The organism is Klebsiella sp. NPDC088457 (genome assembly GCF_044900465.1).
Taxonomy (GTDB): Bacteria; Pseudomonadota; Gammaproteobacteria; order Enterobacterales; family Enterobacteriaceae; genus Klebsiella.
This window is the reverse complement of the sequence record NZ_JBJDNH010000021.1, coordinates 37,473-57,532: the sequence shown is the minus strand read 5'-3', so window position 1 is coordinate 57,532 and position 20,060 is coordinate 37,473. Positions and strand designations below refer to the sequence as shown.

General features: G+C 56.8%; 18 protein-coding genes and 5 tRNA genes. 9 read left to right on the top strand and 14 right to left on the bottom strand.

The window, feature by feature from the left end; all coding sequences use genetic code 11:
- The first annotated feature begins 174 nt into the window (after nucleotides 1-174).
- The 9 genes from proV to leuA all read left to right on the top strand — a co-directional run bounded on the left by proV (nucleotide 175) and on the right by leuA (nucleotide 10,103).
- The gene (gene proV, locus ACI2JR_RS14990; RefSeq protein WP_132730395.1) at nucleotides 175-1,377 is read left to right on the top strand and encodes a glycine betaine/L-proline ABC transporter ATP-binding protein ProV; all 1,203 of its coding nucleotides are present in this window, start codon (nucleotides 175-177) and stop codon (nucleotides 1,375-1,377) included.
- Nucleotides 1,370-2,434 (top strand): glycine betaine/L-proline ABC transporter permease ProW, encoded by a 1,065-nt coding sequence (proW, locus tag ACI2JR_RS14985; RefSeq protein ID WP_132730396.1) that lies wholly within the window; start codon nucleotides 1,370-1,372, stop codon nucleotides 2,432-2,434. Before proV ends, proW begins: the two co-directional genes overlap by 8 nt.
- Before the next feature lie 71 nt (nucleotides 2,435-2,505).
- Complete coding sequence (gene proX, locus ACI2JR_RS14980; RefSeq protein ID WP_132730397.1) at nucleotides 2,506-3,504, top strand: glycine betaine/L-proline ABC transporter substrate-binding protein ProX; 999 nt, start codon at nucleotides 2,506-2,508, stop codon at nucleotides 3,502-3,504.
- 227 nt (nucleotides 3,505-3,731) lie between these two features.
- Nucleotides 3,732-4,478 carry an AzlC family ABC transporter permease gene (locus ACI2JR_RS14975; RefSeq protein WP_462478876.1) on the top strand — a complete coding sequence of 249 codons (747 nt, stop codon included), beginning with the start codon at nucleotides 3,732-3,734 and terminating at the stop codon, nucleotides 4,476-4,478.
- On the top strand, nucleotides 4,468-4,803 hold the full coding sequence (gene ygaH, locus ACI2JR_RS14970; RefSeq protein ID WP_462478875.1) for an L-valine transporter subunit YgaH: 336 nt from the start codon (nucleotides 4,468-4,470) through the stop codon (nucleotides 4,801-4,803). Before ACI2JR_RS14975 ends, ygaH begins: the two co-directional genes overlap by 11 nt.
- Before the next feature lie 90 nt (nucleotides 4,804-4,893).
- Nucleotides 4,894-5,424, top strand: coding sequence for a transcriptional repressor MprA (gene mprA / locus ACI2JR_RS14965; RefSeq protein ID WP_041146855.1), 531 nt, complete (start codon nucleotides 4,894-4,896; stop codon nucleotides 5,422-5,424).
- A gap of 129 nt (nucleotides 5,425-5,553) precedes the next feature.
- Nucleotides 5,554-6,726 carry a multidrug efflux MFS transporter periplasmic adaptor subunit EmrA gene (gene emrA / locus ACI2JR_RS14960; RefSeq protein WP_132730400.1) on the top strand — a complete coding sequence of 391 codons (1,173 nt, stop codon included), beginning with the start codon at nucleotides 5,554-5,556 and terminating at the stop codon, nucleotides 6,724-6,726.
- A gap of 15 nt (nucleotides 6,727-6,741) precedes the next feature.
- Complete coding sequence (gene emrB / locus ACI2JR_RS14955) at nucleotides 6,742-8,280, top strand: multidrug efflux MFS transporter permease subunit EmrB (protein WP_132730603.1); 1,539 nt, start codon at nucleotides 6,742-6,744, stop codon at nucleotides 8,278-8,280.
- 146 nt (nucleotides 8,281-8,426) lie between these two features.
- Nucleotides 8,427-10,103 carry a 2-isopropylmalate synthase gene (gene leuA, locus ACI2JR_RS14950; RefSeq protein WP_132730401.1) on the top strand — a complete coding sequence of 559 codons (1,677 nt, stop codon included), beginning with the start codon at nucleotides 8,427-8,429 and terminating at the stop codon, nucleotides 10,101-10,103.
- Here leuA and ACI2JR_RS14945 read toward each other — a convergent pair.
- From ACI2JR_RS14945 to recX, 14 genes are all read right to left on the bottom strand, one after another.
- On the bottom strand, nucleotides 10,085-10,849 hold the full coding sequence (locus ACI2JR_RS14945; protein ID WP_462478874.1) for an AraC family transcriptional regulator: 765 nt from the start codon (nucleotides 10,847-10,849) through the stop codon (nucleotides 10,085-10,087). The genes leuA and ACI2JR_RS14945 overlap by 19 nt on opposite strands.
- Before the next feature lie 51 nt (nucleotides 10,850-10,900).
- A complete protein-coding gene (gene luxS, locus ACI2JR_RS14940; protein WP_132730403.1) occupies nucleotides 10,901-11,416 on the bottom strand; it encodes an S-ribosylhomocysteine lyase in 516 nt (171 codons plus the stop codon).
- Nucleotides 11,417-11,579: 163 nt separating this feature from the next.
- Nucleotides 11,580-13,136: a glutamate--cysteine ligase gene (gene gshA / locus ACI2JR_RS14935; protein ID WP_462478873.1), complete on the bottom strand. Its 1,557-nt coding sequence runs from the start codon at nucleotides 13,134-13,136 to the stop codon at nucleotides 11,580-11,582.
- Between the two features lie 157 nt (nucleotides 13,137-13,293).
- Nucleotides 13,294-13,722, bottom strand: a complete 429-nt coding sequence (locus ACI2JR_RS14930) for a YqaA family protein (RefSeq protein WP_132730405.1) — start codon at nucleotides 13,720-13,722, stop codon at nucleotides 13,294-13,296.
- Nucleotides 13,719-14,285, bottom strand: a complete 567-nt coding sequence (yqaB, locus tag ACI2JR_RS14925; protein WP_132730406.1) for a fructose-1-phosphate/6-phosphogluconate phosphatase — start codon at nucleotides 14,283-14,285, stop codon at nucleotides 13,719-13,721. The genes ACI2JR_RS14930 and yqaB overlap by 4 nt, the downstream gene beginning before the upstream one ends.
- A 119-nt stretch (nucleotides 14,286-14,404) precedes the next feature.
- Complete coding sequence (locus ACI2JR_RS14920) at nucleotides 14,405-14,719, bottom strand: BON domain-containing protein (protein WP_132730407.1); 315 nt, start codon at nucleotides 14,717-14,719, stop codon at nucleotides 14,405-14,407.
- A gap of 327 nt (nucleotides 14,720-15,046) precedes the next feature.
- Nucleotides 15,047-15,123, bottom strand: a tRNA-Arg gene (locus tag ACI2JR_RS14915).
- Nucleotides 15,124-15,309: 186 nt separating this feature from the next.
- Nucleotides 15,310-15,386, bottom strand: a tRNA-Arg gene (locus tag ACI2JR_RS14910).
- A gap of 187 nt (nucleotides 15,387-15,573) precedes the next feature.
- Nucleotides 15,574-15,650, bottom strand: a tRNA-Arg gene (locus ACI2JR_RS14905).
- 198 nt (nucleotides 15,651-15,848) lie between these two features.
- Nucleotides 15,849-15,925 (bottom strand) — tRNA-Arg (locus ACI2JR_RS14900).
- Between the two features lie 4 nt (nucleotides 15,926-15,929).
- Nucleotides 15,930-16,022 (bottom strand) — tRNA-Ser (locus ACI2JR_RS14895).
- Between the two features lie 324 nt (nucleotides 16,023-16,346).
- Nucleotides 16,347-16,532 (bottom strand): carbon storage regulator CsrA, encoded by a 186-nt coding sequence (csrA, locus tag ACI2JR_RS14890; protein ID WP_000906486.1) that lies wholly within the window; start codon nucleotides 16,530-16,532, stop codon nucleotides 16,347-16,349.
- 238 nt (nucleotides 16,533-16,770) lie between these two features.
- The gene (alaS, locus tag ACI2JR_RS14885) at nucleotides 16,771-19,398 is read right to left on the bottom strand and encodes an alanine--tRNA ligase (protein ID WP_132730408.1); all 2,628 of its coding nucleotides are present in this window, start codon (nucleotides 19,396-19,398) and stop codon (nucleotides 16,771-16,773) included.
- A gap of 132 nt (nucleotides 19,399-19,530) precedes the next feature.
- Entirely contained in the window at nucleotides 19,531-20,031 is a 501-nt protein-coding gene (recX, locus tag ACI2JR_RS14880; RefSeq protein ID WP_462478872.1) for a recombination regulator RecX, read from the bottom strand.
- Nucleotides 20,032-20,060 lie beyond the last annotated feature (29 nt).

The following is a 20,060-nucleotide window of genomic DNA, read 5'->3' as shown; positions in this document are numbered from 1 at the left end:
CAACGCTCAGCCCTTCTATCATGGGGAATACGCCGGATAGCCGTCCGCGCATTTCGCCGCCGGAGGGACATTGAGGGTTGTCACAGAATCTGAGTATGTTAGGGTGTAAAACGGTAATTATCTCCACCAGGTACTATATTGACATAATACAAATAACAGGAAACCCTCAATTGCATGGCAATTAAATTAGAAATTAAGAATCTCTATAAGATATTTGGCGAGCACCCACAGCGAGCGTTCAAATATATTGAAAAAGGATTTACCAAAGAACAACTACTGGAAAAAACGGGACTTTCGCTTGGCGTAAAAGACGCCAGTCTGACCATTGAAGAAGGCGAGATATTCGTCATCATGGGGCTTTCCGGCTCAGGGAAATCCACCATGGTTCGCCTTCTCAATCGCCTGATTGAACCCACCCGCGGGCAGGTGCTGATTGATGGCGTCGATATCGCCAAAATTTCAGAAGCCGAGCTGCGCGAGGTGCGCAGAAAAAAGATCGCCATGGTATTTCAGTCATTTGCGCTGATGCCGCATATGACCGTGCTGGACAATGCCGCCTTTGGCATGGAGCTGGCAGGCATGTCGACCCAGCAGCGGCAGCAGAAGGCGCTGGAGGCGCTGCGCCAGGTCGGCCTGGAGAATTACGCGCATGCTTACCCGGATGAGCTGTCCGGCGGGATGCGGCAACGCGTCGGCCTTGCCCGCGCGCTGGCCATCAATCCTGACATATTATTAATGGATGAAGCCTTCTCAGCCCTCGACCCATTAATTCGTACCGAGATGCAGGATGAGCTGACAAAATTACAGGCGAAACATCAACGTACCGTGGTCTTTATTTCCCACGATCTCGATGAAGCCATGCGCATTGGCGATCGGATTGCCATCATGCAAAATGGCGAGGTGATTCAGGTCGGTACCCCGGATGAAATACTGAATAATCCGGCGAATGATTATGTGAAAACCTTCTTCCGCGGCGTCGATATTAGCCAGGTATTCAGCGCTAAAGATATTGCCCGCCGAAGCCCGGTTGGCTTAATTCGTAAAACGCCCGGTTTCGGCCCCCGTTCAGCATTGAAATTATTGCAGGACGAAGACCGGGAATATGGTTATGTGATTGAACGTGGTAATAAGTTTGTCGGCATTGTCTCTATCGATTCGCTGAAATCCGCCCTGAGCGAAGGTCAGGGAATTGACGCGGCGTTACTCGAATCCCCGCTGGCGGTGGATGCGCAAACGTCGCTCAGCGACCTGCTCTCCCACGTAGGCCAGGCGCCGTGCGCGGTCCCGGTCGTGGATGAAGGGCACCAGTATATCGGCATCATTTCCAAAGGCATGTTGCTGAAGGCTTTAGATCGCGAGGGGGCAAACAATGGCTGATCAATCTAACCCGTGGGATACCGCACCGGCGGCGGATAGCGCCGCACAATCCGCCGACGCCTGGGGAAGCCCGGCATCGGCGCCCACCGATGGCGGCGGCGCAGACTGGCTGAACAGCGCGCCCGCGCCGCAGGCGGAACACTTCAACATTATGGATCCGTTCCATAAAACGCTGATCCCGCTCGACAGCTGGGTCACGCACGGCATCGACTGGATCGTCGTCCACTTCCGCCCGCTGTTCCAGGGGATCCGCGTGCCGGTGGACTACATCCTCAGCGCCTTCCAGCAGCTGCTACTCGGTATGCCTGCTCCGGTGGCTATCGTGCTGTTCGCCCTTATCGCCTGGCAAATCTCCAGCGTGGGGATGGGCGTTGCCACGCTGATTTCCCTCGTCGCTATCGGCGCCATCGGCGCCTGGTCGCAGGCGATGGTCACCCTGGCGCTGGTCCTGACCGCGCTGCTGTTCTGCATGCTGATCGGCCTGCCGCTGGGGATCTGGCTGGCGCGCAGCCCGCGAGCGGCCAAAATTATCCGCCCGCTGCTGGATGCCATGCAGACGACGCCGGCGTTCGTCTACCTGGTGCCGATTGTCATGCTGTTCGGTATCGGCAACGTTCCTGGCGTGGTGGTGACGATTATCTTCGCCCTGCCGCCTATCGTCCGTTTGACCATTCTCGGGATTAACCAGGTGCCGGCAGACCTGATTGAGGCTTCGCGCTCCTTCGGCGCCAGCCCGCGTCAGCTGCTGTTTAAGGTTCAGCTGCCGCTGGCGATGCCAACCATCATGGCCGGGGTTAACCAGACGCTGATGCTGGCCCTGTCGATGGTGGTTATCGCCTCGATGATCGCCGTCGGCGGTCTGGGTCAGATGGTGCTGCGGGGGATCGGTCGTCTCGATATGGGGCTGGCGAGCGTCGGCGGCGTCGGGATTGTGATTCTGGCGATAATTCTCGACCGCCTGACCCAGGCCGTAGGCCGCGACTCGCGCAGCCGCGGTAACCGTCGCTGGTACGCGAGCGGCCCGCTGGGACTGATTACCCGCCCGTTCTGTAAATAATCTTCTTATCGCCCGGCAGCAGTGCGCCTGCCGGGTCAGCAGTTTTCCCTTTTTATGTATAAGGAATAACGATGCGACATAACACCATTATTGCCACAGCGTTTGCCACCCTTCTCTCCACCGGCGTCGCCTGTGCGGCCGATCTGCCAGGCAAAGGCATCACCGTCAAACCGATCCAGAGCACCATTACTGAAGAGACCTTCCAGACCCTGCTGGTGAGCCGCGCGCTGGAAAAACTGGGCTATACCGTCGATAAGCCAAGCGAAGTGGACTACAACGTCGGCTACACCTCCCTCGCCTCCGGCGATGCGACCTTTACCGCCGTCAACTGGCAGCCGCTGCACGACGATATGTACGCCGCCGCCGGGGGCGACAAAAGCTTCTACCGCGAAGGCGTTTATGTGAACGGCGCGGCGCAGGGCTACCTGATTGATAAGAAAACCGCCGAGCAGTATCACATCAAGTCCATCGACCAGCTGAAAGATCCGAAAATCGCCAAACTGTTTGATACCAACGGCGACGGTAAAGCCGATCTCACCGGCTGTACGCCGGGCTGGGGCTGTGAAGCGGTGATTAACCACCAGATTGATGCCTATGGTCTGAGCAAGACCGTGGTGCACAACCAGGGGAATTATGCGGCGATGATGGCCGATACCATTGCCCGCTATAAAGAAGGCAAGCCGGTGATTTACTACACCTGGACGCCGTACTGGGTCAGCGACGTGCTGAAGCCGGGTAAAGATGTGGTCTGGCTGCAGGTTCCGTTCTCCTCCCTGCCGGGTGTGCAGAAGAATATCGATACCAAACTGGCTAACGGCGCGAACTACGGCTTCCCGGTCAGCACCATGCACATTGTCGCCAACAAAGCCTGGGCCGAGAAAAACCCGGCGGCGGCGAAGCTGTTCAGCCTGATGAAACTGCCGATTGCCGACATTAACGCCGAAAACGCGATGATGCATGAGGGCCACGCTTCGGAAGCGGATATTCAGGGCCACGTCGACGGCTGGATCAAAGCCCACCAGCAGCAGTTCGATGGCTGGGTACAGGAAGCGCTGGCTGCGCAGAAGTAACCTTCCCTGTGACCCGGATGGCGGTGCTTAGCCCCCGATCCGGGCGTTGAAGGCCACCACGCTATCGCCCCGCTGCGTATCACGCGGTCGGGGCGATTTTGCGAGCAGCCCATCAACGCGGTGCCATAATAAATCATCGAGGTGTAAAAGCACCCCGCTCTCTGCTAAGGTAAACCTACCCGTTCAATCATGTGATATTCACTTGAATTATCAATAAATAACGCAAAATGGAAAAACCTGGCGCATTGACGCAAACCTCTCCTGTCTGCGAATCCACGCTGTCCGAGGGTATCAAAGACAGCCTGCCGATTGTGATTAGCTATATTCCCGTGGCCTTCGCCTTTGGCCTTAACGCTACCCGGCTGGGTTTCACTCCGCTGGAGAGCCTGTTTTTTTCCTGCATTATCTACGCGGGCGCCAGCCAGTTCGTGATAACGGCGATGATCGCGGCGGGCAGTTCGCTGTGGGTCGCGGCGCTCACCGTAATGGCGATGGATGTGCGTCACGTTCTGTACGGCCCGTCGCTGCGTAGCCGTATTCCCCGTGCGCTTGATAAGCAAAAAACGGCGTTCTGGGCCTTTGGCCTGACCGATGAGGTCTTCGCGGCCGCCACCGCGAAACTGGTACGCGACAACCGCCGCTGGAGCGAAAACTGGATGCTCGGCATCGCCTTTACCTCCTGGATTTCATGGGTGTCCGGTACCCTGCTTGGCGCTTACTCCGGTAACGGCCTGCTGGCGGGTTTCCCGGCGGTGGAAGCGGCCCTGAGCTTTATGCTGCCGGCCTTGTTTATGAGCTTCCTGCTGGCGTCATTTCAACGCAAGCAGTCGCTCAGCGTGACGGCGGCGCTGGCCGGCGCGCTGGGCGGGATGATTCTCTTTTCTATTCCGGCGGCGATTATGGCGGGGATTGTCTGCGGCTGCCTGGCCGCCCTGATACAGGCCAGCATTCAGGGGATGCCCGATGAACAGTAATGTTCTTATTATCGGTATCGTGGTCGGCTGCGTGAATTACCTGTTTCGCTACCTGCCGCTGCGCCTGCGCGCGGACCATTCTCGCCCGGCCCGCCGCGGCCCGATTAGCGTGCTGCTTGATACCATCGGCATCGCCTCCATCTGCGCTCTGCTGATCGTTTCCAGCGTCCCGGAAATCCTCAGCGATTCCCGACGACTGCTGCCCACGCTGCTCGGATTCGCGGTGCTGGGTGTGGCATTCTGGAAGACGCGCAGCATTATTATCCCGACGCTGCTGAGCGCGCTGGCCTACGGCGTGGCATGGAAAATCGGCACTTTTTTATAGGCTTAAAGTATCAATTTTAGTCAATAATTGATTTGATTTATTTGTCACAATAGTTATTATATCGGCTGTAATTAATGAGGTCATACCCAAATGGATAGTTCGTTTACTCCCATTGAGCAAATGCTCAAATTCCGCGCCAGCCGCCATGAAGATTTCCCTTTCCAGGAGATTCTCCTCACTCGCCTCTGCATGCACATGCAAGGTAAGCTACTGGAAAATCGCAATAAGATGCTGAAAGCGCAGGGGATTAACGAGACATTATTTATGGCGCTGATCACGCTGGAGTCTCAGGAAAATCACAGCATTCAGCCTTCCGAGCTGAGCTGCGCGCTGGGCTCTTCCCGTACCAACGCCACGCGTATTGCCGATGAGCTGGAAAAACGCGGCTGGATCGAGCGTCGCGAAAGCGATAACGATCGTCGCTGCCTGCACCTGCAACTGACCGACAAGGGTCATCAGTTTTTGCGTGAAGTCTTACCGCCGCAGCATAACTGCCTGCATCAACTCTGGTCTTCTTTAAGCACCAGCGAGAAAGATCAGCTCGAGCACATCACCCGCAAGCTGCTTGGTCGCCTCGACCAGATGGAAGAGGATGGCGTGCTTGCGGAGTCTCTGCGCTAAGCGCGGAACCGCTCAAAACCTTTTCTGGATTGACAAGGAAAAACAGACAGGCCAGCAGATCTTCTGCTGGCCTTTCTGATAAACAGGTCGGCTCAGCCGATGTGAAATAATAAGATCGTGGAGAATAACATGAGCGCAAATGCGGAGATGCAAACCCCGCAGCAACCGGACAGCAAGAAAAGCAAGCGCAAAGGCGCCCTCTTGTTGCTGACATTGCTCTTTATTATTGTTGCCGTGGCATACGGAATTTATTGGTTTTTGGTACTGCGTCATTATGAAGAAACCGATGACGCTTACGTGGCAGGGAACCAGGTGCAAATCATGGCGCAGGTCTCCGGCAGCGTGACGAAAGTCTGGGCCGACAACACCGATTTCGTCCAGCAGGGCGATCCGCTGGTCACCCTCGACCAGACCGATGCCCAGCAGGCGTTTGAAAAAGCGCAAACCCAGCTGGCCACCAGCGTACGCCAGATGCGCCAGCAGATGATCAACAGCAAACAGCTGCAGGCGAACATCGACGTCAAGAAAACCGCGCTCGCTCAGGCGCAGACCGATCTCAACCGGCGCATCCCGCTGGGGGCGGCGAACCTGATCGGCCGTGAAGAGCTGCAGCATGCGCGCGATACCGTCGCCAGCGCCCAGGCTGAACTGGATGTCGCCGTTCAGCAATTCAACGCCAATCAGGCTATCGTGATGGGCACCCGTCTGGAACAGCAGCCTGCGGTTCTGCAGGCGGCAACCGAGGTTCGTAACGCCTGGCTTGCGCTGCAGCGTACGAAAATCGTCAGCCCGATTAGCGGCTACGTCTCCCGACGTTCCGTGCAGCCCGGCGCCCAGATTAGCCCAACCACGCCGCTGATGGCCGTGGTGCCGGCAACGAATCTGTGGATCGACGCAAACTTTAAAGAGACCCAGCTGGCGCATATGCGTATCGGCCAACCGGCTACCGTGGTCAGCGATATTTACGGTGATGACGTCAAATATACCGGCAAGGTCGTCGGGCTGGACATGGGCACCGGTAGCGCGTTCTCCCTGCTGCCGGCGCAGAACGCCACCGGCAACTGGATCAAGGTCGTCCAGCGTCTGCCGGTGCGTATCGAGCTGGATGCCAAACAGCTGGCGGAACACCCGCTGCGCATTGGTCTCTCCACCCTGGTCGAGGTGAACACCACCGATCGCAGCGGCGAGATGCTGGCCAACCAGACGCGTCAATCTCCGGTTTATGAAAGTAACGCTCGTGAAATCGGTCTTGAGCCGGTGAATAAACTGATCGACGGTATCATCCAGGCCAACGCGGGATAATTCGGAGTGAGCGTAATGCAACAGCAAAAACCGCTGGAAGGCGCGCAGCTGGTCATCATGACCATCGCGCTGTCGCTTGCGACCTTCATGCAGGTGCTGGACTCCACTATCGCCAACGTGGCTATTCCAACCATCGCCGGTAACCTTGGCTCATCCTTGAGCCAGGGGACCTGGGTCATCACCTCGTTCGGGGTGGCGAACGCGATTTCCATTCCGATCACCGGCTGGCTGGCAAAACGCGTCGGGGAAGTGAAGCTGTTCCTGTGGTCTACGGTAGCATTCGCCATCGCCTCCTGGGCCTGTGGCATGTCCAACAGCCTGACGATGCTGATTTTCTTCCGCGTGATTCAGGGGATCGTCGCCGGTCCGCTGATCCCGCTGTCGCAAAGTCTGCTCCTCAGCAACTATCCGCCGGCCAAACGCTCTATCGCGCTGGCGCTGTGGTCGATGACGGTGATCGTCGCGCCGATCTGCGGGCCGATTCTCGGCGGCTATATCAGCGATAACTACCACTGGGGCTGGATATTCTTTATCAACGTCCCGATTGGCGTCGCGGTGGTGGTGATGACACTGCAGACCCTGCGCAGTCGCGAAACCAGAACCGAACAGCGGCGGATCGACGGCGTCGGCCTGGCGCTGCTGGTTATCGGTATCGGTAGCCTGCAGGTCATGCTCGACCGCGGCAAGGAGCTGGACTGGTTCGCCTCGCAGGAGATTGTCATTCTGACAATTGTGGCGGTGGTAGCGATAAGCTTCCTTATCGTCTGGGAGCTGACCGATGACAACCCCATCGTCGACCTCTCGCTCTTTAAGTCGCGCAACTTCACCATCGGCTGTTTGTGCATCAGCCTCGCCTATATGCTCTACTTCGGCGCCATCGTGTTGCTGCCGCAGCTGCTGCAGGAGGTCTACGGCTATACCGCCACCTGGGCGGGTCTGGCCTCGGCGCCGGTCGGGGTGATCCCGGTAATCCTGTCGCCGATTATCGGCCGCTTTGCCCATAAGCTCGATATGCGTCGGCTGGTGACCTTCAGCTTTATTATGTACGCGGTCTGTTTCTACTGGCGCGCCTGGACCTTCGAACCCGGCATGGACTTCGGCGCATCGGCCTGGCCGCAGTTTATTCAGGGCTTCGCGGTGGCCTGCTTCTTTATGCCGCTGACCACCATCACCCTCTCCGGCCTGCCGGCGGAGCGGCTGGCGGCGGCGTCCAGCCTGTCGAACTTCACCCGTACGCTCGCCGGTTCTATCGGGACCTCGATAACCACCACCATGTGGAGCAACCGCGAGGCGCTGCACCATGCGCAGCTCACCGAATCGGTGACGCCGTATAACCCGAATGCCCAGCAGATGTACGATCAGCTACAGGGCATGGGGTTGACCCAGCAGCAGGCCTCCGGCTGGATAGCGCAGCAGATAACCAATCAGGGGCTGATTATCTCCGCCAACGAAATTTTCTGGCTATCGGCGGCGATATTCATCCTCCTGCTCGGTCTGGTGTGGTTTGCCAAACCGCCCTTCAGCGCGGGCGGCGGCGGCGGCGGCGCCCACTAGGTTGCATCAAAAGGGATCTGCGGATCCCTTTTTTATTGCCGGATAAACCGGCCCGGTTGTCCAGTTTGCGCTAGTTTCTGTCCACTTTGCTAAAGCAGCCCTCTCCTGACTTCTGCAGGATAAAGATCCGATATGAGGAGAGAATCATGCTGAAAAACCCTGGCGAAAAATATCGCCCCTGGCCGCCGATTGCCCTGCCCGACCGCCGCTGGCCGGACAACCCGATAACCCATGCGCCGCGCTGGCTCTCCACCGACCTGCGCGATGGCAACCAGGCGCTGGCCGAGCCGATGGACGGCGCGCGTAAACTGCAGTTCTGGAACCTGCTGCTGGAGTGCGGATTTAAAGAGATCGAAGTCGCATTCCCGTCGGCATCCCAGACCGACTTCAACTTTGTCCGCCAGCTGATTGAAACGCAGCGTATTCCGCAGGATGTCACCATCCAGGTGCTGACCCAGGCGCGTGAGGATTTAATCCTGCGCACCTTCGAATCCCTGCGCGATGCCCACAGCGCCACCGTGCACCTGTATAACGCCACCGCGCCGCTGTTTCGCCGGCTGGTTTTTGGCATGGAAAAAGCGCAGGTGATTGAGCTGGCCACCCGCGCCACCCGTCTGATTCGCCAGCAGTGCGAGCAGCAGCCGCAAACCCGCTGGCAGTATGAATATTCCCCGGAAACCTTCTGTTTTACCGAGCCGGAGTTTGCCCTTGAGATCTGTGAAGCGGTGGCGGAAATCTGGCAGCCCTGTGCGGAACGCCCGATGATTATTAACCTGCCCGCCACCGTTGAGGTTAACACGCCCAACGTTTACGCCGACCAGATTGAGTTTTTCTGCCGCCATTTCTCCCGCCGCGCCGATGTCTGCATCAGCGTTCATCCGCACAACGACCGGGGGACCGGCGTCGCCAGCGCCGAACTGGCGGTGATGGCGGGCGCCGATCGCGTGGAAGGTTGCCTGTTTGGTAACGGCGAGCGTACCGGTAACGTCTGTCTGGTCACCCTGGCGATGAACCTCTACAGCCAGGGCATTGACCCACGCCTCAGCTTCCCGGACATGAAACGGGTGGTGGAAGTGGTGGAGAACTGTAATCAGCTGCCGGTTCACCCGCGCCATCCGTGGGCCGGAAGCCTCGCCTACACCGCCTTTTCCGGTTCGCACCAGGATGCGATTAAGAAAGGGTTTGATGCCCGGCGGCCCGGCGATCGCTGGGAGATGCCCTATTTACCTGTCGATCCGCAGGATATCGGCTGCAGCTACGAGGCGGTGATTCGCGTCAACAGCCAGTCCGGCAAGAGCGGCAGCGCGTGGTTAATTGAACAGAATCATGGACTGAAGCTGCCCCGCGCGCTGCAGCAGGATTTCAGCCTGCACGTGCAACGTGAAACAGACAGCCACGGCAAGGAGATGACGCAAAATGCGCTGTGGCAGCTGTTTCGTGGCCGCTACGGCCTGGTCGCCGAGCCGCCGCTGGCGCTGCTGGACTATAAAAGCGATAGCCAGCAGGACGGCCAGCTCTCTTTACAGGCGACGCTGAGGGCCTATGGCGAGATCCGCCGGCTGCAGGGCCACGGCAACGGTCTGCTTTCCGCCGCCGCCAGCGGCCTCAGCGCGCTGCTCAGGCAAACGTTCGTGATTAAGGATTACCACGAGCATACCCTGGGCGAACGCAGCGACAGCCGTTCGGTGGCCTATATTCGCTGCATCTTCCCTGATGGCGGCAGCCGCTGGGGCGTCGGCATCGATAATGACGTGGCGCGCGCCTCATTACAGGCGCTGTGCAATGCCCTCGGCGCAGGCGAGCGCTACGGCGAACGGAAGTAATCGCTGGGCGCCACGCCGATGACCCGGCGAAACATGGCGCTGAAGGCGCTGTGGCTGCCGTAGCCCAGATCCAGCGCCACCCGCAGCACCGACTGCCCCTGCGCCAGGCGAACCAACGCCTCCATTAACTTCGCCCGGCGCACCCATTCACTCCAGGTCAGCGTGGTCTGCTGCTGAAAGCGACGGTTTAACGTCCGTTCGCTCATATTGCTCTCTGTCGCCGCCTGCTGGCTGCTCCAGGTTTCACCCGGCATTTCCCTCACCTTCTGGCATAAACGGCGCAGCGCCTCGCTCTGCGGCTCCATCAGGCCAAACGGCAGCACCGTCATGCCGCGAATCTCATCGAGGATCAATTCATAGACACGCTCATCGCGGCTGCCGGGTTCGTAACGCTCGGCCAGCGCCAGCGAAGTGACGATCAGCTCACGTAGCAACGGCGTGAGCTGGACTATCTGGCAGGATGAAGGGAGATCGGCGCGGGCCAGCGGATCGATGAACAGCGTCCGCGCCGCGACCTTACCGGTAATACGCAGCGCGTGGGGAGTGCCCGCGGGCAGCCAGACGCCACGCCCTGGCGGTACAACCCAGTAGCCCGCCGGGGTTTCCACCCGCACCACGCCGCTGAGGATGTGTAACAGCTGGGCGCAGTCGTGCTGATGCCACGGTTCACTCTCACCGTGAGCGTAATCGTGGGCAAAGGGCACCAGCGAGCGGTGCTGAAAAGAGAAGGTTACGGTCGTCGACATGCGGCGCAGGAATTTCGGCCCGACGGAGATCGCCGGACCGAGGCAGAAGAACTAGATATGCAGTTCTTGCAGGGTTTCTTTCGGCAGCGCCAGCTCATCGTTGCTGTTGATACGTACGTCGCGCTCGATGATATGGCGGGCAATCTCCTGAGCTTCTTCCAGCGAGTGCATGGTATAGGTGCCGCACTGGTAAACGTTCAGTTCAGGGATCTGCTTCTGATCTTTCACTTTCAGTACGTCAGCCATTGCCGCTTTCCAGGCATCCGCTACGCGCTGCTCGTCCGGCGTGCCGATCAGGCTCATATAGAAGCCCGTGCGGCAGCCCATCGGAGAGATGTCGATAATTTCCACACCATTGCCGTTCAGGTGATCGCGCATGAAGCCCGCGAACAGGTGCTCAAGAGTATGGATACCTCTTTCCGGCATCACTTCCTGGTTTGGCACGCAGAAACGCAGATCGAACACGGTGATTTCATCGCCGTGCGGCGTGTGCATTTTCTTCGCGACGCGCACCGCCGGTGCTTCCATGCGAGTATGGTCGACTGTGAAACTATCTAACAACGGCATTCTTCACCTCCGATAGTGATTTTTTTTAAAATAAAATGAACTCTTCTTACACCCGCGAGTCTGAGTAGATGAAAGACGCGCATTTATTATCATCATCATCCCTGAATCAGAGATGAAAGTTTGGCCACATTGATGTGGCCTTTTTCTTTTGTACTGCTTTTTACTACGCGTGTCTTGCCAACAGCGCTTCAAACGGCTCGCTATCTTCCGCTTCTATCTGCTGTTGACGCAGCGCCGACGCTTCGCGCTCGGTGATAAAATCCTCTTCACGCAAAATTTCCAGCGGTTCTTCGCGCAGCATCGTACGATAATGATCGGCCAGCTCTCTACCGGTGCCGCCAATCCCTTCTTCAAGCATAGAACGCAGAATGCGGGCTGAGAAAGTTAATTGCGGATCGTCGAAGCTGGCAACCAGTTCATCGCATACCTGCTGATACTCTTTACCACCGTGAATGCTATCTAAGGTTTGCGCCACGCGGCGCAAATCGCGGAACAGATCTTTACCCACCGTGGACAGCGGGAACTGCGCGCTTTCACAGCCAATGCCCAGCGTCAGCCCCGGTTTACGCCCTTCAAGAATCACCCGATTCCAGTTGGCGCGCGTACACAGGAGCTCATCGCTGCTCATTTCCGGCGCGTCGGCCAGCACGCACCAGACCATAAACAGGTCGAGGAAACGAACCTGCTGCTCGTCAACGCCAATCGGCGAGAACGGGTTAATATCCAGCGAACGCACTTCGATATATTCAATACCGCCGCGCAGCAGCGCGTCAGAAGGCGTTTCGCCGCTGCGGGTCACGCGTTTCGGACGGATAGGCGCGTAGAGTTCGTTCTCAATCTGCAGAATATTGCTGTTGATTTGCAGGTACTTACCGTCTTTCTCCAGGCCAATCTGCGCATACTCTTCCGACGGGGTTTTAATCGCCCGCTTCAATCCTGCCACATACTCATGCAGATCGTTAAACGTAATTCCGAGATTGCTTTGCGACTTATTGGTATAGCCAAGATCGCTCAGGCGCAGAGAAGTGGCGTAAGGCAGGTAGTACATGCCATTTTCCGCTTTCTCAAACGGCAGCGTCGTCGGTTTCCCTTGCAGGAACGACGCGCAGATAGCCGGAGAGGCGCCGAACAGATACGGGATCACCCAACCAAAGCGGTAGTAATTGCGGATCGAGCGGAAATAGCCGGCGGAAATCGCCTCTTTACCGCTTTCCGCATCGGCAACGCCGCATTTCGCCTGCCAGAATGCCATCGGCAGGGAGAAGTTATAATGCACGCCGGAGATGGTTTGCATCAGCGCGCCATAGCGATTCTTCAACCCTTCACGATATAGCGTTTTCAGGCGACCGATATTCGAGGTGCCGTACTGCGCCAGCTCGATATCCTGGCCAGGGGCAATATAGCAGGGCATGCTCAGCGGCCACATCCGTTCATCGCCCAGGTGACGCGCGGTATAGCGATGAACGTCGCGCATAATGGTCAGCATATGCTGAATATCGCCATCAACTGGCGTAATGAACTCCAGCAAAGCCTCGGCAAAATCGGTAGTAATCCATTTATGGGTCAGCGCCGAGCCCAGGGCCTGAGGGTGACCGGTTGTCGCCAGTGAACCATCGGCATTGACGCGCAGCGTTTCACGCTCAAGACCACGTTGGATACCCTGCAGGGCCTGTGGATTTTTTTCCAGCCAGGCCAGCGCCTGTGATACGTCCGGGATCAATTTGACCTCCCGCCTGTCGAAATCGTTTGAATAAGCATAATTGTAATGGTGACCATACAGGCTATTCCAGAAGATGTTATTGTTGCAGCCCGTTGAGACCTGTCCCACGTACGGTGCAGATGCATAACGGCCTGCCGGGATAGTCTTAGTTCCACAATTAGTGCCACCACGTCATGCCCTGAAGCGTTAGCGCCGCAATAACGATATAGCGTAACGCTTTGCCAAGGCATAAGAAAAAAAGTACTGGTCCCCAGGAAATGCGCATCCATCCCGCCAGTAAACACAGCAAATCGCCGATAACCGGCGCCCAGCTGAGTAATAATGTGACCGCGCCATAGCGCCGTAGCCAGCCGGACGCTTTATCCTGCCAGCGCGATGTTTTGCGCAGCGGAAACAAACGCCCCAGAATAACGTTAGTTACCCCCCCAAGGCTATTGCCGATTGTTGCTATTAATACCAGTAGCCACGGTTGGCTGACTCCCGTAAGTAGCATAGCGACCAGCACAACTTCCGAATTGCCGGGAAGTAAGGTGGCGCTCAGAAAACTGCTGGCAAGCAGCGAGATCAGCGACAGAGCGTCGCTCACAGCAAGCGCACGTCCACGGCGTCCATCCCCGCACGCTTCGCCGCCTGTAGCCCAAAATCGGCATCTTCAAAAACGACGCATTTTTCCGGCGCAACGCCCATGCGTTCTGCGCACAGCAGGAAAGTATCAGGGGCCGGCTTATGGTTCTGGACATGATCGGCCGCCACCACCGCCGCGAAATAGTGCCGCAGATCGAGATGGGCGAGCAGCGCCTCGGCAACCGCGCTTTCGCTACCGGTGCCAACCGACATTGGCCGACGGCCGTGCCACTCCTTGACCACCTCAATCAGCGGTAAGGGACGCACGCTATCCAGCAGCATCGCTTTCACCGCCGCGGTTTTTTCCTGCGCCAGCCGGTGCGGATCCAAATCAGCATGGTTCAGTTCGATAATCGCCTGGGCAATACGCCAGGTCGGAGAACCATTGAGCGCGACCATCGCCTGCTCGTCGAAATGCATACCGTAACGCCCTAAAACCTCATGCCACGCCTTACGATGCGTCGGCTCGGTATCAAGGATGGTGCCATCCATATCGAAGATCAGTCCTGCGTAACGTTCGTACATCGTGTTCTCACAAACCGGATAAGAAAACGTTACTTTATCGCAAATGGCACATATTGTCGCGGCCGCTGGAGAAGCAACAAAGGCGCCATCAGGCGCCTTTGTCATCGTAATGCGGTGGTTTATTTGATTTTTAAATCATTCTCAACCACGCGAACGCCCTGAACTCTGCGGGTCACTTCTACCGCGCGGCTGGCATCCTTAGCCGACGAGACAAAGCCACTCAGCTGCACGCGCCCTTTAAAGGTCTGCACGCTGATTTCAGTGGACTTAATATCCTTTTCGTTAAACAGCGCGGTTTTGACTTTGGTGGTGACGACGGTATCGTCGATATAGCCACCGGTGCTTTCTTTGGTGGACGATCCGGCACAACCGGCCAAAGATACGGCCACCAGAAGCGTCGCGCAAAACGCAGGTATTGCTTTGAACCATTTCATGGATTTCTCTCCTTGCACTCATCTCACCCGAATCAGGCCGAAATATACGGGTAAATTATAGTGGAAAGAATCACTTGCCAATAAAAAAGTTCAAAAGAGAAGTGCCGAACAGAGATGACTGAAGAGTTTTTTGCAAGAAAACGCAGATAGAAGGAAGGAAATTATTTTCGCGAGATAAGGATAATTCACAGAAAAGATGGTGCACCCGGGAGGATGACTCACTTCCCTCGCCCTGTGGGCCGTTGCTGATGCAACGTTATCCTCCCTGGCGCTGGCGATTATCTCGCAGACCATGCAACAACAGTCTTCCTGTTATCGCGGAGAAGATGGTGCATCCGGGAGGATTCGAACCTCCGACCGCTCGGTTCGTAGCCGAGTACTCTATCCAGCTGAGCTACGGATGCATCGGGGAACTGCTTTACGACTGATTTCAGCGTTACCGCTGTTAACCCAAAGAAGATAGTGCATCCGGGCGGATGACTCACTTCCCTCGCCCTGTGGGCCGTTGCTGACGCAACGTTATCCTCCCTGGCGCTGACGATTATCTCGCAGACCATGCAACAACAGTCTTCCTGTTATCGCGGAGAAGATGGTGCATCCGGGAGGATTCGAACCTCCGACCGCTCGGTTCGTAGCCGAGTACTCTATCCAGCTGAGCTACGGATGCATCGGGGAACTGCTTTACGACTGATTTCAGCGTTACCGCTGTTATCGCGGAGAAGATGGTGCATCCGGGAGGACGACTCACTTCCCTCACCCTGTGGCGCCGTTGCTTACACAACGTCATCCTCCCAGGTACTGGCGATTATCTCGCAGACCATGCAACAACAGTCGTACTGTTATCTCAGGAAAGATGGTGCATCCGGGAGGATTCGAACCTCCGACCGCTCGGTTCGTAGCCGAGTACTCTATCCAGCTGAGCTACGGATGCATCAGGGAGAACTTGCTTTACTACGCGTCAGTGCCACAACTAACACTTGCCACACTGAGTAAGATGGTGCATCCGGGAGGATGACTCGGCTTTCGCCTCGCCCTGTGGGCCGTTGCTTACGCAACGTTATCCTTCCTGGTGCCTGCGGTTATTACCGCTACCCCCACCACCTCTTCATTGCTGAAGAAATGGAAAATATGGTGCATCCGGGAGGATTCGAACCTCCGACCGCTCGGTTCGTAGCCGAGTACTCTATCCAGCTGAGCTACGGATGCAAAATGGCGGTGAGGCGGGGATTCGAACCCCGGATGCAGCTTTTGACCGCATACTCCCTTAGCAGGGGAGCGCCTTCAGCCTCTCGGCCACCTCACCACACGCCTCTTACGAGTGCTTCGAAGAACTTGTTTCCGCTCTTCGTCGCTGCGATGGCGCACATATTACTTTCTGGTACTTATAAGTCAAACAATTTTTCGAGACCTTTTTCCGTTTGCACACTTACCGCGCAATTAGCCTGCAAAAACGGCAAAAAGAGTGTTTTATCAACAGGAATTCAGCGGGTTCCGCTCGCGAAAGCCAAAAGATAAATGTCGCGGAGGGTAGGCAATAAACAAAAAAATAGAGGCTGCAGGAGAAGAAAAGTGAGAAAAACCGCTGGCTGTTGGGATGCGCCTCACGGAATCGCGAGGCGCGAAAACCTTAGTAACTGGACTGCTGGGATTTTTCAGCCTGGATACGCTGGTAGATCTCTTCACGATGCACGGAGACTTCTTTAGGGGCATTAACGCCAATACGAACCTGGTTACCCTTAACCCCTAAAACTGTCACAGTGACCTCATCTCCAATCATGAGGGTCTCACCAACTCGACGAGTCAGAATCAGCATTCTTTGCTCCTTGAAAGATTAAAAGAGTCGGGTCTCTCGTATCCCGGCATTATCCATCATATAACGCCAAAAAGTAAGCGATGACAAACACCTTACGGTGTAAGCAGTCACGGCATCACATTCTGTTAAACCTAAGTTTAGCCGATATACACAACTTCAACCCGACTTTATCGTTATCAGTGCTTCTCTCGCACGATACCGTAATCCGGGGATCACGGCATCTATGCATTTATAGTTATTACAGTTTTGCGCTGACCCAGCCTTTCACACTGGCTAACGCTGAAGGGAGTGCAGACGCATCGGTACCACCGGCCTGAGCCATATCCGGACGACCGCCTCCTTTGCCACCCACCTGCTGGGCGACCATTCCAACCAGCTCCCCCGCCTTCACGCGATCTGTCACATCCTTAGACACACCGGCAATCAGAGAAACCTTACCATCCGCTACCGTGGCTAACACGACAACCGTTGAACCCAGCTGGTTCTTCAGGTCATCAACCATGGTACGCAGCATTTTCGGCTCAACGCCGGTCAGCTCGCTGACCAGCAGCTTAACGCCATTAATCTCTTCCGCTTTGCTGGAGAGATTTGCGCTCTCCTGCGCCGCAGCCTGCTCTTTCAGCTGCTGCAGTTCTTTTTCCAGCAGACGCGTACGCTCCAGCGCGGCACGCACTTTATCGCCGAGGTTGTGGCTGTCGCCCTTCAGCAAGTGGGCGATGTCACCCAGCACATCGCTTTGCGCATGCAGGTTAGCGATCGCAACTTCACCGGTCACGGCTTCAATACGACGCACGCCCGCAGCGGTCCCGGATTCAGACGTAATGCGGAACAGGCCGATATCGCCGGTACGCGAGGCATGCGTACCGCCACACAGCTCGGTGGAGAAATCACCCATGCTCAGCACGCGAACGCGATCGTCATACTTCTCGCCGAACAGCGCCATCGCGCCGGACTCCCGCGCCGCATCGATATCCATAATGTTGGTTTCAACCGGCAGGTTGCGACGGATCTGCGCATTGACCAGATCTTCCACCGCCCGAATCTCTTCCGGCTTCATGGCTTCGAAGTGAGAAAAATCAAAGCGCAACGCTTTGTCATTCACCAGTGAGCCTTTCTGCGCCACGTGCGTACCCAGAACCTGGCGCAGCGCGGCATGCATCAGGTGAGTCGCAGAGTGGTTCAGGCGAATACGCTGGCGACGAGCCCGATCGACATCAGCCTGTACCGCGTCGCCCACTTTCAGCGCGCCGCTGGTCAGTTTACCAATATGGCCGATGGCCTGACCGTATTTCTGCGCATCGTTGACCACGAAGGAGAAGCCGGCGCCTTTCAGTTCGCCTTTATCGCCCACCTGACCGCCGGATTCCGCATAGAACGGCGTCTGGTCCAGAATCACCACCGCGTCCTGGCCGGCTGCGACGGTATCAACCGCTTTACCATCGATGAACAGCGCGGTCACTTTCGCATTCAGTTCCAGGTGGTCATAGCCTTTAAACTCGGATGCGCCGTCAACGCGAATCATCGCGTTGTAGTCGGCGCCGAAACCGCTGGACTCGCGCGCGCGGCGACGCTGCTCTTCCATCGCCGCTTCAAAGCCCGCTTCGTCGACTTTAATGTTGCGTTCGCGGCAGACGTCAGCGGTCAGGTCAACCGGGAAGCCGTAGGTATCGTACAGACGGAAAGCGGTTTCGCCATCCAGGGTGTCGCCTTGCAGTTTTGCCAGCTCTTCATCCAGCAGCGCCAGACCACGCTCCAGGGTACGGGCAAACTGTTCTTCTTCCGTTTTCAGCACCTGCTCAACCTGGGCCTGCTGCTGCTTCAGCTCTTCACCCGCGGAGCCCATCACCTCAATCAGCGGGGCAACCAGTTTCCAGAAGAAGGTCTCTTTCGCGCCCAGCATGTTGCCATGACGCACGGCACGACGAATGATGCGGCGCAGCACGTAGCCACGGTTTTCATTCGACGGGATCACGCCATCGGCAATCAGGAACGCGCAGGAACGAATATGGTCAGCGATAACGCGCAGCGACTTGTTGGTCAGATCGGTGGCGCCGGTGACTTTCGCCACGTTCGCGATCAGGTTGCGGAACAGGTCGATGTCATAGTTGGAGTTCACGTGCTGCAGAACGGCAGCGATACGCTCCAGACCCATACCGGTGTCGACGGACGGCTTCGGCAGCGGCTCCATGGTACCGTCAGCCTGACGGTTAAACTGCATGAAAACGATGTTCCAGATTTCGATGTAGCGATCGCCATCTTCTTCCGGGCTCCCCGGAGGACCGCCCCAGATGTGGTCGCCGTGGTCGAAGAAGATTTCGGTGCACGGGCCGCACGGGCCAGTATCGCCCATCTGCCAGAAGTTGTCAGAAGCGAATGCCGCGCCTTTATTGTCGCCAATGCGAATGATACGTTCCCGCGGAACGCCGACTTCATTAGCCCAGATATCAAAGGCTTCGTCATCGGTTTCGTAGACGGTTACCCACAGTTTATCTTTCGGCAGCGCAAACCAGTTTTCACCGGTCAGCAGTTCCCATGCGTACTTGATGGCATCCTGCTTGAAGTAATCGCCGAAGCTGAAGTTACCCAGCATTTCAAAGAAGGTATGGTGACGCGCGGTGTAACCGACGTTTTCCAGATCGTTGTGTTTACCGCCCGCACGCACGCAACGCTGCGCGGTCGTCGCGCGAGAATAATGACGTTTGTCGAGACCCAGGAAAACATCCTTGAACTGGTTCATCCCGGCGTTGGTAAACAGCAGGGTCGGGTCGTTGTGCGGCACCAGGGAGCTGCTTGCAACTACCTGATGTCCCTTGCTATGGAAAAAATCGAGAAACGCCTGACGGATCTCAGCGGTGCTCTTGCTCATAATTATCCTGAAATCAAGCTAACGAAATGTCGCAGGAAGCGACTGCCCGGTTTTGCAACCGGCAGGCTACCTCACGGAAATAAGTGGGGATAAGATAAGTTTTCTTTACGGGGAAGTAAAATACCCGATGGGTCAATCTGCAAAATTTCGCCAGATTTCCTGAATATCTTCCATCAAATAGCCGCGGTACAGTAAAAAGCGCTGGATTTTAACTTTTTCGGCAAATGCCGTTGGTAGCGGTTCGCCAAACTTGCGCTGCGCCTGCGCTTTCGCCAGCGCCACCCAGTCGATGTCGCACTCGCGCATGGCGCTTTCGCTGACGTCACGTGGAATACCTTTCTGGTTAAGCTCCTGACGAATGCGCGCCGGGCCATAGCCTTTGCGGCTGCGGCTGGCGATGAACTGACGGACGAAACGGCCGTCATCGAGGTAGCGGTTTTCGCGGCACCAGGCGATGACGGTATCCACCTCTTCCGGCGTCACGTCCAGCGTTTCAGGGCCATTTTTCCCCAGTACCGGGGCGGCAAGCTTACGCCGCAGCTCCTGTTCGCTATGGTCGCGCATGGCCAGAATACGAATCGCGCGGTCCAGCAGGCGGGCGTAGCCGGAACGGCGGGATGAAGGTTCAGTCACAGGCACCTCGGCAATCCAAAAGCAAAAGG